Below are 12,237 nucleotides of genomic sequence, written 5' to 3'. Positions count from 1 at the left end.
TTTTGGTTGGTGCTGCATGACTTCTGATTCTCATATCCCCAATTTAGAGTCAAATTCTGCACTCCCTGATGCAGGATTAACGTCTCATATTCCGGATTTAGAGGTAAATCCTAGCTTTGCAGAGGGTGGGGCGTTGAAGTCCGGTAATATTGAGACTCCTTCTGATAATATTATCCCGGATGCAGAACTAAATTCTGTTATCCTTTACTTACAGTCAAATTCTGAATCGGATGATCTAGATTCAAACTCTATTCCTACTGATGTAGATTCTCTGTCTCAGTTGGATGATATAGATTTGGATAGTGACCCTCCTGAGTCATTAACAGCAGAGAATAGTTTAAAAAACCATATCCAAGTGCAGTTAAAAAGTGAGGGAGAAAGACTGTTGGTAGTTTTGCCAGATGAGTCTCAAATACCAGCTTCAGAACTCGCCTGGTCTGAGATTTGGCAACAATTAAAGTTGCGCTTAAATGCCAGCGAACGCTTTCGCAGATCTAGCAGACCAGTACATTTAATCGCTAAAGACCGGTTGTTAGATGGACGACAACTACAAGAATTCGCTGAGGCTTTGGGTGAGGCGCAACTGGATTTGAAATCTGTAGCCACCAGTCGTCGGCAAACGGCGATCGCCGCTGTCACCTCTGGTTATTCAGTCGAACAGATTGCACCAGAAAGTTCTCTCAATTCCCAGTCTAAAACTGCTATACCCACCTCAGCAGATGCCCTATATCTAGAAATGACAGTACGTTCCGGGACTGAAATTCGTCATCCTGGCACAGTAGTTATTTTAGGAGATTTAAATCCAGGTGGTATCGTAGTTGCACAAGGAGATATTGTAGTATGGGGAAGATTACGTGGAATTGCTCATGCGGGTGCCGGAGGCAATCGTCAGTGTCTGATTATGGCCTTGCAAATGGAACCAACCCAGTTGCGGATCGCGGATGCTGTAGCTAGGTCTCCAGAGAAATCACCAATGCCGACTTTTCCAGAAGTGGCTCACATTACCTCCGAAGGAATTCGCATCGCCAGGGCTAATGATTTTTCCAGAAACCAATTAAATAGGTTAAATCAGGTGCTATAAGTATTTACTATATTTCCTGAACCCTCATCGGGCGCAACTCTATCATGACTCGGATTATTGTCATTACCTCCGGTAAAGGAGGAGTGGGTAAAACCACAGTTTCAGCAAATTTAGGCATGACTTTAGCCAAAATGGGGCGTCAAGTAGCTTTAGTTGATGCGGATTTTGGTCTGAGAAATTTGGATTTGTTACTGGGACTAGAAAACCGCATAGTTTATACTGCGGTGGAAGTTCTGGCTAGGGAGTGTCGATTAGAACAGGCCTTGGTTAAAGATAAGCGACAGCCCAATCTTGTATTACTACCAGCAGCGCAAAATCGTTCTAAAGACGCAGTCACTCCGGAACAAATGAAATTGCTAGTGAATGCACTAGCCCAAAAGTTTCAGTACGTGATTATTGACAGTCCGGCTGGTATTGAAAATGGGTTTAAAAATGCCATCGCCCCGGCAAAAGAAGCCCTAATTGTCACTACTCCTGAAATTTCCGCAGTTCGCGATGCTGACAGAGTAGTGGGGTTATTAGAAGCACAAGGAATTAAGCGTGCTCATTTAATCATTAACCGCATCAGACCAGCAATGGTGCGAGCAAATGATATGATGTCTGTGCAAGACGTTCAGGAACTTCTGGCAATACCCCTCATCGGGGTGATACCGGATGATGACCGTGTTATTGTCTCTACCAATCGCGGCGAACCTTTAGTATTAGGGGAAACCCCCTCTTTAGCTGCCATAGCCTTTGATAATATTGCCCGTAGATTGGAAGGAGAAAAGGTCGATTTTCTTGATCTGGACTCACCCCACGACAGCCTCTTCGCCCGTCTGCGAAGGTTGTTATGGACAAAGATTGTTTAATTCATGTTCCAGTCTCCGCAAACCTATTGGCAATGATTCTCGAACTTATAGAACGATTATTTTTACGTAGTCCTGACAGCAGTCGCACACAAGTGAAACGTCGCTTGCAACTGGTGATTGCCCACGACCGCGTTGATTTAGACCCGCAAAAGTTAGAAAAAATGCGACAGGAAATTCTAGAGATAGTTTGTCGCTATGTGGAAATTGAGGCAGAGGGACTAGAGTTTTCTTTAGAAAGCAACCAACGCACCACAGCCTTGATTGCTAATTTACCTATCCGTCGCGTCAAACAAACCCTGAATCAATTAGAAAACAGTGAAAAGTTAGAATAGTAGTAGTTAGGTAAATCACTAAATAGAAAAATTTATTCTATAGCTTTAATTGTTGTAAAAAAAATCCCGTTGTGATTATATGACAACGGGAGTCAGGCTGACCATTTAGAAGCTATCGAGAAGCAAATTGTGGACCTGGCCAAACTTCTGTAATTTTTTGACCAAAAGTAATAGGCTGATCTGCATCTGTTGTATCTAAAGTCTGACCATCGGTAGTAACTTGCACCAAAGGCCAGTTTTCTTCTCCCATTTCTCCTGAACGGAAAAGTGCATGATCAGGTTTGTTTTTACTCCAACCCAATAATACGGCTATCTTCTCATGCTCATGTGCCTCACGAGCAGGAGCAACAGTATTAATGTAATTTTTTTGCATGTCCCAAATGACTGCATGGTCTGTAGAATCGCCTGTGTTGAACTTACCTTTAAATTTACGTGCTAAAAAGCGATCGCCTTTTTCTGACCAGCTAACAGGAACTAAAACCCCAATTTGACCACTCATACCAGTATCTGCTACCACTGATGAGTCCTTTGTGTTCAACAAAGGATCGCTTATCGGACCTGTTGAAAGCATCACCCGCAAGGTTTTAGCTTGCGTATCTTCCAGAAACATCACACTGGTAACTTTGCTGTTATACATTTCTGGTTTTACTTCTAGCTGCACCCTACTGTAAACAATATATCTACCATCTGGAGAACTCACAGGCACACTGCGGTAATAGCGAACCCCCGAACCACCGTTAGCACTAATCGCCTCATGGGTAGCGAGAATCCATTTCCAAGGAATGGGATGGGGGCTTCCTATGGGATCAATCTCTCCTACTTGCGCTTCATCCAGTTCTTCAATCACAGGTGTTTCTCGCCTGAAAATTTCTGGCAATTGTTGAGGAGTTTTTCTCAATGATTTAGCCATCAGCAATTCATTAGGGAACTGTGCATGAAGGCTATTCCCAGGCTGTGGGAATTGTTGCCCTAAATTAAATTTACTCACAGGAGTTTCTGGAATTACTACTAGTTCTCCTCCTGTGAATGGTGAAACATGATGGGACTCAATATCTGTTAGCAAAGAGTAAGCCCCGTTTTGTAATCTTGACTGTTCCCCAAGAGAAGCCATTAACAATGGCATAGTGCGAGATTTTGCCGTCAAAGAGATGATGGGAGATGTTGTTAATGCTTCAACTAAATAAGGTTCATTTATACTAGCCACTGTCAAAGGAGCAGAGTCAAACTCTGACCGTGCAGTGGCCATATTTGTGACTGCTTTTGATTGTTTTGCTGAGGTAGAGTGAACCGATACAGCAACTAAGGGGGTGATCAGCATCACCAGAACAAAATAATTGAGAAATGGTTGGAGGCGGAACCATCCTGATAGCAAGAAGGGTTTGAGCATATGTGGACTCTCTAGGGAGGAGGGCGTGCTGTGTGAAGAGCAATACCTAGGCAGCAAGGAAGCAGACGATAATTAGATAATTAAAGATATAACTACAAATTTCTACATTTAACGATTTAAACTGGATAATTTGTTGAAACTTTGCAGAACTTGACAAAAGTTTAGTATCATAATAATTTGCACCTGTTTACAGAGAGATTGTAATTGTGTTCCTGGAGGTTTGCCATCAAAAAGTCATGCAGAGTAACTCTATAGTTATTAGCTACATACAATATGGTACATTTCCTTACCCTATTGATTCCTGCTACAAGAAAGCAGAGCCTGATCAAGGTAAAATTCAGGCGTTAGTTCAAAAGTTGAGAAAGATGATGCACAACTCAATAAAACTAAGAAAACAGCTTGACCATCTACCCTAAGATAGAAACTAATATTTCTGGAAAAATTGAGGCATCGCCATCTCATGAGTTCGATAAACACAACTAAACTCTTAACCAAATAGGGGTTAAACCCATCACACAGATTGATTCAGTCAGCCTAAAATGACTGGTTGTGAAACATAGCCAAATAGGAAGACTAATACTGCCGAGAGTTCACACCAACTGATTAGCTGCTTAACCCACTATATATAGTCTATCAAGGAAACTTGATTTTCGCCAATATGAAACCACTTTAACATCAAAAAAATTCATTTTGCAGTGTTACTGCTAATAAGCTTGGTTCATGGACACCGTACCGTCGGGAACGGGGTGATTTATCAGGACATGTAACGCCAGATTATTTATCCGTGTTTTGATTTATTACGCAACTACTACTAAGTACATCAGTGGGCGAAAATCCTATAGAATTATCTAAATTGGTTTTGAGTCAGGACTTTATTTGTATTTTGTCCTGGGGGAAAGACAAATCATTTCAGATGACCTACGTAACAAGTAATAACTAATGAAAATAGTATTTTTTGGAACACCTCACTTCGCCGTTCCTACCCTAGAAAAATTATTAAATCAACCAGAGTTTGAGATTTTAGCAGTTGTCACCCAACCTGATAAACGCCGTGAACGGGGAAATAAATTAATCCCTTCCCCCATCAAAACCGTTGCTATTGACCATAACTTGCCTGTATGGCAACCACCACGGATTAAAAAGGATACTGAGACTTTAACCCAACTTCAACAGTCTGATGCAGATGTCTTTGTGGTCGTGGCCTATGGACAGATTTTGTCAGCAGAAATATTGGATATGCCCAGGTTAGGTTGTATTAACGTCCATGGCTCGATTTTACCTAAGTATCGTGGTGCAGCACCAATTCAGTGGTGTCTCTATAACGGTGAAAAGGAAACGGGAATCACCACAATGTTAATGGATGTAGGAATGGATACCGGAGCTATGTTATTGAAGGCAAGCACACCGATTGCATTGCTAGATAATTCCCAGGATTTAGCTCAGAGGCTATCTGTAATGGGTGGAGATTTATTAGTAGAAACTTTATTCCATTGGCAAAATCAAGAAATTGAACCTGTTCCTCAAGATGACTCAGAAGCGACTTACGCGCCTTTGATTACAAAGCACAACTACACATTAGACTGGTCAAAGACTGCTATTCAATTACACAACCAAATTAGAGGCTTTTACCCCAATTGTACAACCACCTTTCGTGATCAAGGAATAAAAATTATTGCCTCTATTCCCATTGGGGATGCTTACTGTGACGATTCGACAACTGAAATAAAAGAAATATACGAAAAATTACCTGATTTATCAACCAGATCAGGGAGTATAGGAGAAGTGGTAAGCATCGCCAAGGGAATTGGCCCTATTGCCCAAACTGGTCAGGGGTTGCTACTTTTACGAGAGGTTCAGTTAGCCGGTAAACGTCCCCAGTCGGGATGGGATTTTGTCAATGGTAACCGTTTAATTGTGGGCGAAGTATTAGGGAATTGTTGACACCTAACTTCTCACTTCTATTTTTTCGTAGAAACGACAAGACTCACACGGTCCGTCCGGGTTGACAGCACAGCGGATGATTTCTGACTGTGCATTATAGATACAGGTAGCATCACCTATTACCCAACGTCCCTTGACTAAGGTTTTCTCTGTTGGTCTTTTGGCTGACTGTACGTAAAGGGCTATATTCCGCAAGTGGTAACGTCCCGATTTAAATTGGTATCTGTGGCGGCGTTCTAATACCGCATAAGTTTTACCTTCAAAATCGACATAGTTTCCTGGTTGGGGTGTCCAATCAAGTTGGACTCTACCGAGTGACTGGTGACCATGTGTCAGAATCACCTCAGTTGCTAAAGACTCTGGCTCCATAAATAAATTTATGTGATGTGATTTACATTATACAAATCCTATCGCAGTAAACTACTCTAGCTGACCAAATCACCGCGATCGCTGGCGATCGCCGATCACTATTTGCTTTGCTGTAATAGTCTATAATTACTATGGAGAAATCCCAGATTGACTTGATTTGTGTTGACTTTCACTTCATATAAGTTTACAAATAGCAGGGCTTTGAGCCGGCATAAAAGTAAATACACCCATTGATTCTCATTGATATATAGGCAATAGAGAGATTTAGCAAATATAAAATTTCCCCAGTGGCTATTACATTGTTTAAAGTTATGTAGCCTTTTGATTACGGACGATAAGCTACTGCTGTAAACTATGCTTTGATATATGATTCTTTTGCAGAGAAGAACACTGGAAAGGAGCCTTTTTTCAATGTCTCATACCGTAAAAATCTACGATACCTGCATTGGCTGCACCCAGTGCGTCCGCGCTTGTCCTACAGACGTGTTGGAGATGGTGCCCTGGGAAGGCTGTAAAGCCGCTCAAATTGCCTCTTCACCGCGCACCGAAGACTGCGTGGGATGTAAGCGTTGTGAAACAGCCTGCCCTACTGACTTTTTAAGCATTCGAGTCTACTTAGGGGCTGAGACAACTCGCAGTATGGGTCTAGCTTATTAAGGAATTGACTTTAAATTCCTGATTTGGTTGACAATTTACGATTGTAGGGTGGATATGTTCACCCTACGACATTTTTATTTTTTTTTAGGAAAAGTAAAAAACCATTACCATAGCTGGTAGCATAGGGAGCTAATTGCTCCTTTTTTTTTGGGAGAGAATGCCGCTGTTCTGCTGGCAACTAGACTAGATTGCAGTATATTGAAACCAGGTGGTGTCAGTCATGTGTGGAATCGTTGGGTATATAGGCACTCAATCAGCAACAGATATCTTACTGGCAGGGCTAGAAAAACTAGAATATCGGGGATACGACTCCGCCGGTATAGCCACCGTATGGGAAGATGAGGTAAAATGTGTTCGCGCCAAAGGAAAACTACACAACCTGCGTTCTAAACTCGAACAAATAGCAACTCCTGCCCAAATTGGTATCGGTCACACCCGCTGGGCGACTCATGGTAAACCGGAAGAACACAACGCCCATCCCCATATGGACAATAACATGCGTGTGGCGGTGGTACAAAATGGCATTGTCGAAAACTACCGGGAATTGCGCGAAGAACTTAAACAAAAAGGACACCTGTTTGTTTCCGAAACTGACACCGAAGTAATTCCCCATCTCATAGCCGAATTTCTAAAGCATCCCCCAACGCCCCATCTCCCTACCTCCCCATCTCCTTTATTAGAAGCAATTCGCCAAGCCGTTAACCATCTTCAGGGTGCATTTGCCATCGCAGTTATTTCTGCTGACCACCCAGATGAGTTGATTGTAGTGCGTCAACAAGCCCCCTTAGTGATTGGCTTTGGTCAAGGTGAGTTCTTTTGCGCCTCTGACACTCCAGCCATTGTGGCTCATACCCGTGCTATTTTACCGCTAGAAAATGGCGAAATCGCTAGAATGACACCATTAGGCGTAGAAATTTATAACTTTGCCGGGTATAGGTTGAGAAAACAACCCCGGTTGCTGAATTTGAATCCCACGATGGTAGAAAAGCAGGGATTCAAACACTTTATGCTCAAAGAAATCCATGAGCAACCGGGGGTAGTTAGAGCTAGTTTAGCTGCTTACTTTCGTACTGGTACTAATTTGACTGAATCAAGGTCACCAATTAACCTCAACTTACCTGATGAATTTTACACAGACCTAGAACAAATTAATATTGTTGCCTGTGGTACAAGTTGGCACGCAGGATTAATCGGCAAATATTTAATTGAACAACTGGCAGGGATTTCTACTCAAGTACATTATGCTTCTGAGTATCGCTATGCACCTTCACCCTTAACAGCGAATACGTTAATTATTGGTGTTACCCAATCTGGTGAAACTGCGGATACACTGGCGGCTTTAAGTATGGAAAAAGACCGTCGTCAAGGGAAAGAAGACAAATATCAAGCCCGACTTTTAGGTATTACCAATCGTCCAGAAAGCAGTTTAGGTTTAATGGTTCCCCATATGATCAACACCTTAGCAGGAATTGAAATTGGGGTGGCAGCAACCAAAACTTTTACCGCCCAACTGATGGCATTTTACGCTTTAGCTCTAGATTTAGCAGCACGTCGCCAGACAGTTTCACCAGAGAGGCTAGCAGAAATTATTCACGGGTTGCAGCAAATTCCTCAACAAATTGAGGGCACTTTGACAAGTCAGGAAACTTTAACCGAACACTTAGCACATGACTTTGCTGAAACCAAGGATTTTATCTTTTTGGGGAGGGGGATCAACTTTCCCGTTGCTTTAGAAGGAGCTTTAAAATTAAAGGAAATCAGCTATATTCATGCTGAAGGTTACCCAGCGGGGGAAATGAAACATGGCCCCATTGCTTTATTAGAGGCGAAAGTTCCTGTAGTGGCGATCGCTGTTCCTGGTAGTGTTTATGAAAAGGTGCTTTCTAATGCCCAAGAAGCCAAAGCCAGAGATTCCCGCTTAATTGGTGTAACTCCCATCCATGATGGGGAAGCTGGGGAGATTTTTAACCATCTGCTCCCCGTTTCTGAGGTAGATGAGTTATTATCGCCTATTCTGACAGTGATTCCTTTGCAATTGTTAGCCTATCATATTGCCGCCCGTCGTGGTTTGGATGTCGATCAACCTCGTAATCTCGCTAAGAGCGTGACGGTGGAATAATTTTCAATCGGGTTCAGTTAATGCTGTGGAAACATCAGCCTTTGGTGTTGTCTCTAAGTCAACCGCATCCGGTAACCTCAATCAGCAAGTGATTTCTAGCCGACAGATATCAGCAGATGGTTGAATTTATCAGTTCATTAATGCTAAAATGCATTTTTTGGGTAAGGCTTTGTCCAGTGGGTGAGGCAATGTAGCAGGATTACTGCCTGTGATTATTGATTTAACCCATAATCTCCCGTGATTAATGCGCGGGAGAGTGGTTTTAACTGCAATTGCTTAGATCAGTAATTGTCAAGTAAATTTTTTACCCCAAAGTTAATAATATCTTTTTGCGGATATCTCTGACGATGCTTGAAGGACTACAAAGGTCTCTTTCAAAATCGATATCAAGATTTTCGTTTTTTATTGTCCAGGTTTGCAATTCTTGAACTTAATATGAAACTAATCAAAAAATCTGAAAAGCTTCTCCTCGATAAAATCAAGTTGATGGAGGAAGCAGAAGAACAAGGTTTTCCAGCAGACACTGTTAATGTCTCAGAAGCTGTGGTTGAGGAATATCCGGAATATATAGAGAATGGACAGATTAACTACATTCCTGTACGTACTCATCCCATAGTCCAATCTCTTGGTAACTCAGGTTGGCAAGTTTCCGATATTTGGAAGGATGTCAGGGTAGATAACTTTTCCAGTTGAGAGAAGCAGTAATTAAATCTGTGCATTTGTCCCACGCCTATAAGGAGTGGGTTTCCGGCTCTTATAGGCGCAAAAGTGTTGATTTTACTTATCCATTACCGCTGAAATTTCTGGGGAAATATGGTTGTGTATATTTTATTAAAGCTTTTATAGATAGTCTCAGCAAAAACAATTAAGTATATATAGTGTAAAGAAAAAAAATTAGTAATTTTCTAGGCTTTATTTTCTTTTGGTGATAGAATATACGACTGATATAGATAAAATAAAAGTGCTGTAGCTGTGAAAAAGAAGCCAAAACCAAGGATAGCTTCGCTCCGTGAAAAAGCAGGGCTAACTCAACTTGAACTCTCTCGTCTTGTAGGCGTAACTGAAAGCACGATTCAGAACTGGGAAAGCGGTAGAACTGGGATAGAGCATATTGAAAGAATTATTAGGTTTTGCAAAGCTTTGAATTGCCAAGTTGAAGACCTGATTGAACGTGGGAGTGATTCACCTCACAATTTTACAGATCAACCAAATTCATTACGTGAAATCCATAATCTGCTGGGTACTGAAGATTCAGCATACCCTTCTTATCCTCTTAGTGAAGAGGAAGCAGCCAATTGGAAATAGTTGGCTTTGTATCCTAAGTTCATAAAAATATCGCGGTAAGCGGGAAACTCAGCGGCTTTAGCCCTGAGAGGGAAGCGACTTGGTGGTTAAAACCACCGTGGTCTTTTCTGGTCAAAACTAGCGAGTAAGCTAGGCTTAGACTTTAGCCGACTGGGTAGACGGTGTTTGACCATCGTAGCGAGAGTAAGACTGTGGGGTTAGACCTAAAGTTACTCTGTCAGCAGAATCTCAGTGTCTTTAGACCATCAGAGTGTCAAACTGAATTCTTGGCTGTGAAGTCATGGTTGTTTTTTTGCTCCCAAAGAGTATCAATAGTCACAAATTCATAGCCTTGATGTATTAATTGCGGAATTAGTGCTTGGATAGTGACAGCAACATCTTGTCCACCACAAGCACCATCATGCAAAACAATTAGTGAACCGTTCCGCACTTGTTTAAGAACTCGTTGGACTACAGTAGCTCCTCCCGGCCTTACCCAGTCTTCTGGTACAACACTCCACATAACTGGGCGGTAATTCCATTTAAAGAATAATTGTAAAGTTTGGGGTGTAAACAAACCGTTGGGGGGTCGAACATCACACACTTGTTCGGGTGTCAATTCACAAGCATTGTAGATCGCAGCTTGAGTTCTTTTTAAACTTTCTTGCAGTTGATTTGGGGAGAGGGTGGGAAAAGAACGATGATCATAACCATGTAATCCGATCCAGTGTCCGCGATCGCATATGGCTTTGACAATAGCTGGGGAACGATTAACACAAGCACCCAAGCAAAAAAAGCTGGACTTGACATTGTAGCGGTCTAATACTGCCAATACCTGGGGTGTGTATTCCGGGTGAGGTCCATCATCAAAAGTCAGAGCGATCGCTTTATAATCACGATTACCACTCCAAAGACAGTTAGGAAAACTGGGTTGGAGAATGCGATAAAACAACGGGAATAGCGGAGCTAACTGCATCTTAACTTACTTGTAGCTTCTGCTAATCTAGCGTGTAAAAAATCAAATATTCATATATAAAATCTACCCTATGCGCCTGTTCTCACTGGATGTGTTTCGCGGTATTACCATTGCTGCGATGATTTTAGTCAACATGGCAGGAGTAGCGGGTAAAGTATATCCTCCCCTAGCTCATGCTGATTGGCACGGATGCACACCGACAGACCTAGTATTTCCCTTTTTCTTGTTTATTGTCGGTGTAGCAATGTCATTTTCCTTGTCAAAGTACACCGCAGGGGTTTACCGGCGCATCTGGCGTCGTACTGCCATACTATTTCTCCTAGGCTTACTACTAAACGGCTTTTGGAATCAGGGGATTTGGACTTTTGATTTAAGTAATATCCGCATCATGGGAGTATTACAGCGCATTAGTTTAACATACCTGCTCGCTGCCCTTGCTGTCCTCAAACTACCAGCCAAAGGACAGTGGATACTAGCATTTGTGTTACTCATCGGCTATTGGCTAATCATGATGTATGTCCCAGTTCCCGATTATGGGAGGGGTATACTGACTCGCACCGGTAACTTTGGCGCTTATATTGACCGCTTAATTATTCCCCCAGATCACCTATATGCAGGTGACGGGTATGATAACTTGGGAGATCCAGAGGGACTATTTAGCACCATTCCCGCAGCCGTTAGTCTTCTGGGCGGCTACTTTGCCGGTAGATGGATACGCAATCAACCAATAAAAACACGTACAAGCGTAGGATTGGGATTATTTGGGCTTGGTTGCTTAATTATTGGTGGGGTGTGGGGGTTGACCTTTCCCATTAATAAAAAACTATGGACAAGTTCCTATGTGATGTTTAGCACTGGATGGGCTTTACTATTCCTAGCAGGTTGTTATGAATTGATAGAAGTAAGGCTAATTCGACGCTGGAGTAAACCCTTTGAAATAATGGGCTTAAATGCGATCGCCCTGTTCACAGCATCGATTTTACTAATTAAAATCTTAGTGAGAACCAAAATCGGCACAGATGAAACCACCATCAGCACCTACAACTGGATTTACCAAAACATTTTCGCATCTTGGGCGGGTGCGCTCAACGGTTCATTGCTATTCGCCCTAGCCACACTCTTATTTTGGTTAGCAGTGAGTTATCTCATGTATCGCCAACAGTGGTTTATTAAAGTCTAAGCCTCCCATAGTGGGGGTGGCGTAGCCATAGCAATAGCTCAATTGGATGAGAAGCATACA

At 42.3% G+C, this 12,237-nt stretch carries 12 protein-coding genes; 9 read left to right on the top strand and 3 right to left on the bottom strand.

From position 1 onward, the window contains the following. The first annotated feature begins 16 nt into the window (after positions 1 to 16). From minC to minE, 3 genes are read left to right on the top strand one after another with little or no spacing between them, the layout of a single operon-like run. A complete protein-coding gene (gene minC / locus PN457_RS18180) occupies positions 17 to 1,081 on the top strand; it encodes a septum site-determining protein MinC (RefSeq protein WP_271735009.1) in 1,065 nt (354 codons plus the stop codon). Positions 1,082 to 1,125: 44 nt separating this feature from the next. Continuing rightward, the gene (gene minD / locus PN457_RS18175) at positions 1,126 to 1,932 is read left to right on the top strand and encodes a septum site-determining protein MinD (protein ID WP_271735008.1); all 807 of its coding nucleotides are present in this window, start codon (positions 1,126 to 1,128) and stop codon (positions 1,930 to 1,932) included. A 32-nt stretch (positions 1,933 to 1,964) separates the two neighbouring features. Beyond that, positions 1,965 to 2,264, top strand: coding sequence for a cell division topological specificity factor MinE (minE, locus tag PN457_RS18170; protein WP_271735033.1), 300 nt, complete (start codon positions 1,965 to 1,967; stop codon positions 2,262 to 2,264). A gap of 112 nt (positions 2,265 to 2,376) precedes the next feature. On the opposite strand, the gene PN457_RS18165 is transcribed toward minE, so the two are convergent. Continuing rightward, positions 2,377 to 3,651: a hypothetical protein gene (locus tag PN457_RS18165; RefSeq protein ID WP_271735007.1), complete on the bottom strand. Its 1,275-nt coding sequence runs from the start codon at positions 3,649 to 3,651 to the stop codon at positions 2,377 to 2,379. 939 nt (positions 3,652 to 4,590) lie between these two features. Between PN457_RS18165 and fmt the strand changes: the two genes are divergently transcribed. Continuing rightward, on the top strand, positions 4,591 to 5,592 hold the full coding sequence (gene fmt / locus PN457_RS18160; RefSeq protein ID WP_271735006.1) for a methionyl-tRNA formyltransferase: 1,002 nt from the start codon (positions 4,591 to 4,593) through the stop codon (positions 5,590 to 5,592). 3 nt (positions 5,593 to 5,595) lie between these two features. On the opposite strand, the gene PN457_RS18155 is transcribed toward fmt, so the two are convergent. Continuing rightward, complete coding sequence (locus PN457_RS18155; RefSeq protein WP_271735005.1) at positions 5,596 to 5,961, bottom strand: DUF6464 family protein; 366 nt, start codon at positions 5,959 to 5,961, stop codon at positions 5,596 to 5,598. Between the two features lie 411 nt (positions 5,962 to 6,372). Between PN457_RS18155 and psaC the strand changes: the two genes are divergently transcribed. From psaC to PN457_RS18135, 4 genes are all read left to right on the top strand, one after another. Next, entirely contained in the window at positions 6,373 to 6,618 is a 246-nt protein-coding gene (gene psaC / locus PN457_RS18150; protein ID WP_271735004.1) for a photosystem I iron-sulfur center protein PsaC, read from the top strand. Positions 6,619 to 6,838: 220 nt separating this feature from the next. Continuing rightward, positions 6,839 to 8,737 carry a glutamine--fructose-6-phosphate transaminase (isomerizing) gene (gene glmS, locus PN457_RS18145; RefSeq protein WP_271735003.1) on the top strand — a complete coding sequence of 633 codons (1,899 nt, stop codon included), beginning with the start codon at positions 6,839 to 6,841 and terminating at the stop codon, positions 8,735 to 8,737. Positions 8,738 to 9,172: 435 nt separating this feature from the next. Then, entirely contained in the window at positions 9,173 to 9,430 is a 258-nt protein-coding gene (locus tag PN457_RS18140; protein ID WP_271735002.1) for a hypothetical protein, read from the top strand. 279 nt (positions 9,431 to 9,709) lie between these two features. Beyond that, entirely contained in the window at positions 9,710 to 10,042 is a 333-nt protein-coding gene (locus tag PN457_RS18135) for a helix-turn-helix transcriptional regulator (protein ID WP_271735001.1), read from the top strand. A gap of 253 nt (positions 10,043 to 10,295) precedes the next feature. Here the strand turns inward: PN457_RS18135 and PN457_RS18130 are convergent, their stop codons facing one another. Further along, a complete protein-coding gene (locus PN457_RS18130) occupies positions 10,296 to 10,997 on the bottom strand; it encodes a polysaccharide deacetylase family protein (RefSeq protein ID WP_271735000.1) in 702 nt (233 codons plus the stop codon). 70 nt (positions 10,998 to 11,067) lie between these two features. On the opposite strand from PN457_RS18130, the gene PN457_RS18125 reads away from it, so the two are divergent. Further along, the gene (locus PN457_RS18125) at positions 11,068 to 12,177 is read left to right on the top strand and encodes an acyltransferase family protein (protein ID WP_271734999.1); all 1,110 of its coding nucleotides are present in this window, start codon (positions 11,068 to 11,070) and stop codon (positions 12,175 to 12,177) included. The last annotated feature ends 60 nt before the right edge of the window (positions 12,178 to 12,237 follow it).

It is taken from the genome of Anabaenopsis arnoldii (assembly GCF_028331025.1).
Lineage (GTDB): Bacteria > Cyanobacteriota > Cyanobacteriia > Cyanobacteriales > Nostocaceae > Anabaenopsis > Anabaenopsis arnoldii.
The sequence above is the reverse complement of the archived record's forward strand: the minus strand, read 5'-3'. Positions and strand labels throughout refer to the sequence as shown.

Excerpts from the sequence above, each read along its gene's own strand:
- minC (WP_271735009.1), top strand. The coding sequence starts at position 17 with ATGACTTCTGATTCTCATATCCCCAATTTAGAGTCAAATTCTGCACTC.
- minD (WP_271735008.1), top strand. The coding sequence starts at position 1,126 with ATGACTCGGATTATTGTCATTACCTCCGGTAAAGGAGGAGTGGGTAAA.
- minE (WP_271735033.1), top strand. The coding sequence starts at position 1,965 with ATGATTCTCGAACTTATAGAACGATTATTTTTACGTAGTCCTGACAGC.
- PN457_RS18165 (WP_271735007.1), bottom strand. The coding sequence starts at position 3,651 with ATGCTCAAACCCTTCTTGCTATCAGGATGGTTCCGCCTCCAACCATTT.
- fmt (WP_271735006.1), top strand. The coding sequence starts at position 4,591 with ATGAAAATAGTATTTTTTGGAACACCTCACTTCGCCGTTCCTACCCTA.
- PN457_RS18155 (WP_271735005.1), bottom strand. The coding sequence starts at position 5,961 with ATGGAGCCAGAGTCTTTAGCAACTGAGGTGATTCTGACACATGGTCAC.
- psaC (WP_271735004.1), top strand. The coding sequence starts at position 6,373 with ATGTCTCATACCGTAAAAATCTACGATACCTGCATTGGCTGCACCCAG.
- glmS (WP_271735003.1), top strand. The coding sequence starts at position 6,839 with ATGTGTGGAATCGTTGGGTATATAGGCACTCAATCAGCAACAGATATC.
- PN457_RS18140 (WP_271735002.1), top strand. The coding sequence starts at position 9,173 with ATGAAACTAATCAAAAAATCTGAAAAGCTTCTCCTCGATAAAATCAAG.
- PN457_RS18130 (WP_271735000.1), bottom strand. The coding sequence starts at position 10,997 with ATGCAGTTAGCTCCGCTATTCCCGTTGTTTTATCGCATTCTCCAACCC.
- PN457_RS18125 (WP_271734999.1), top strand. The coding sequence starts at position 11,068 with ATGCGCCTGTTCTCACTGGATGTGTTTCGCGGTATTACCATTGCTGCG.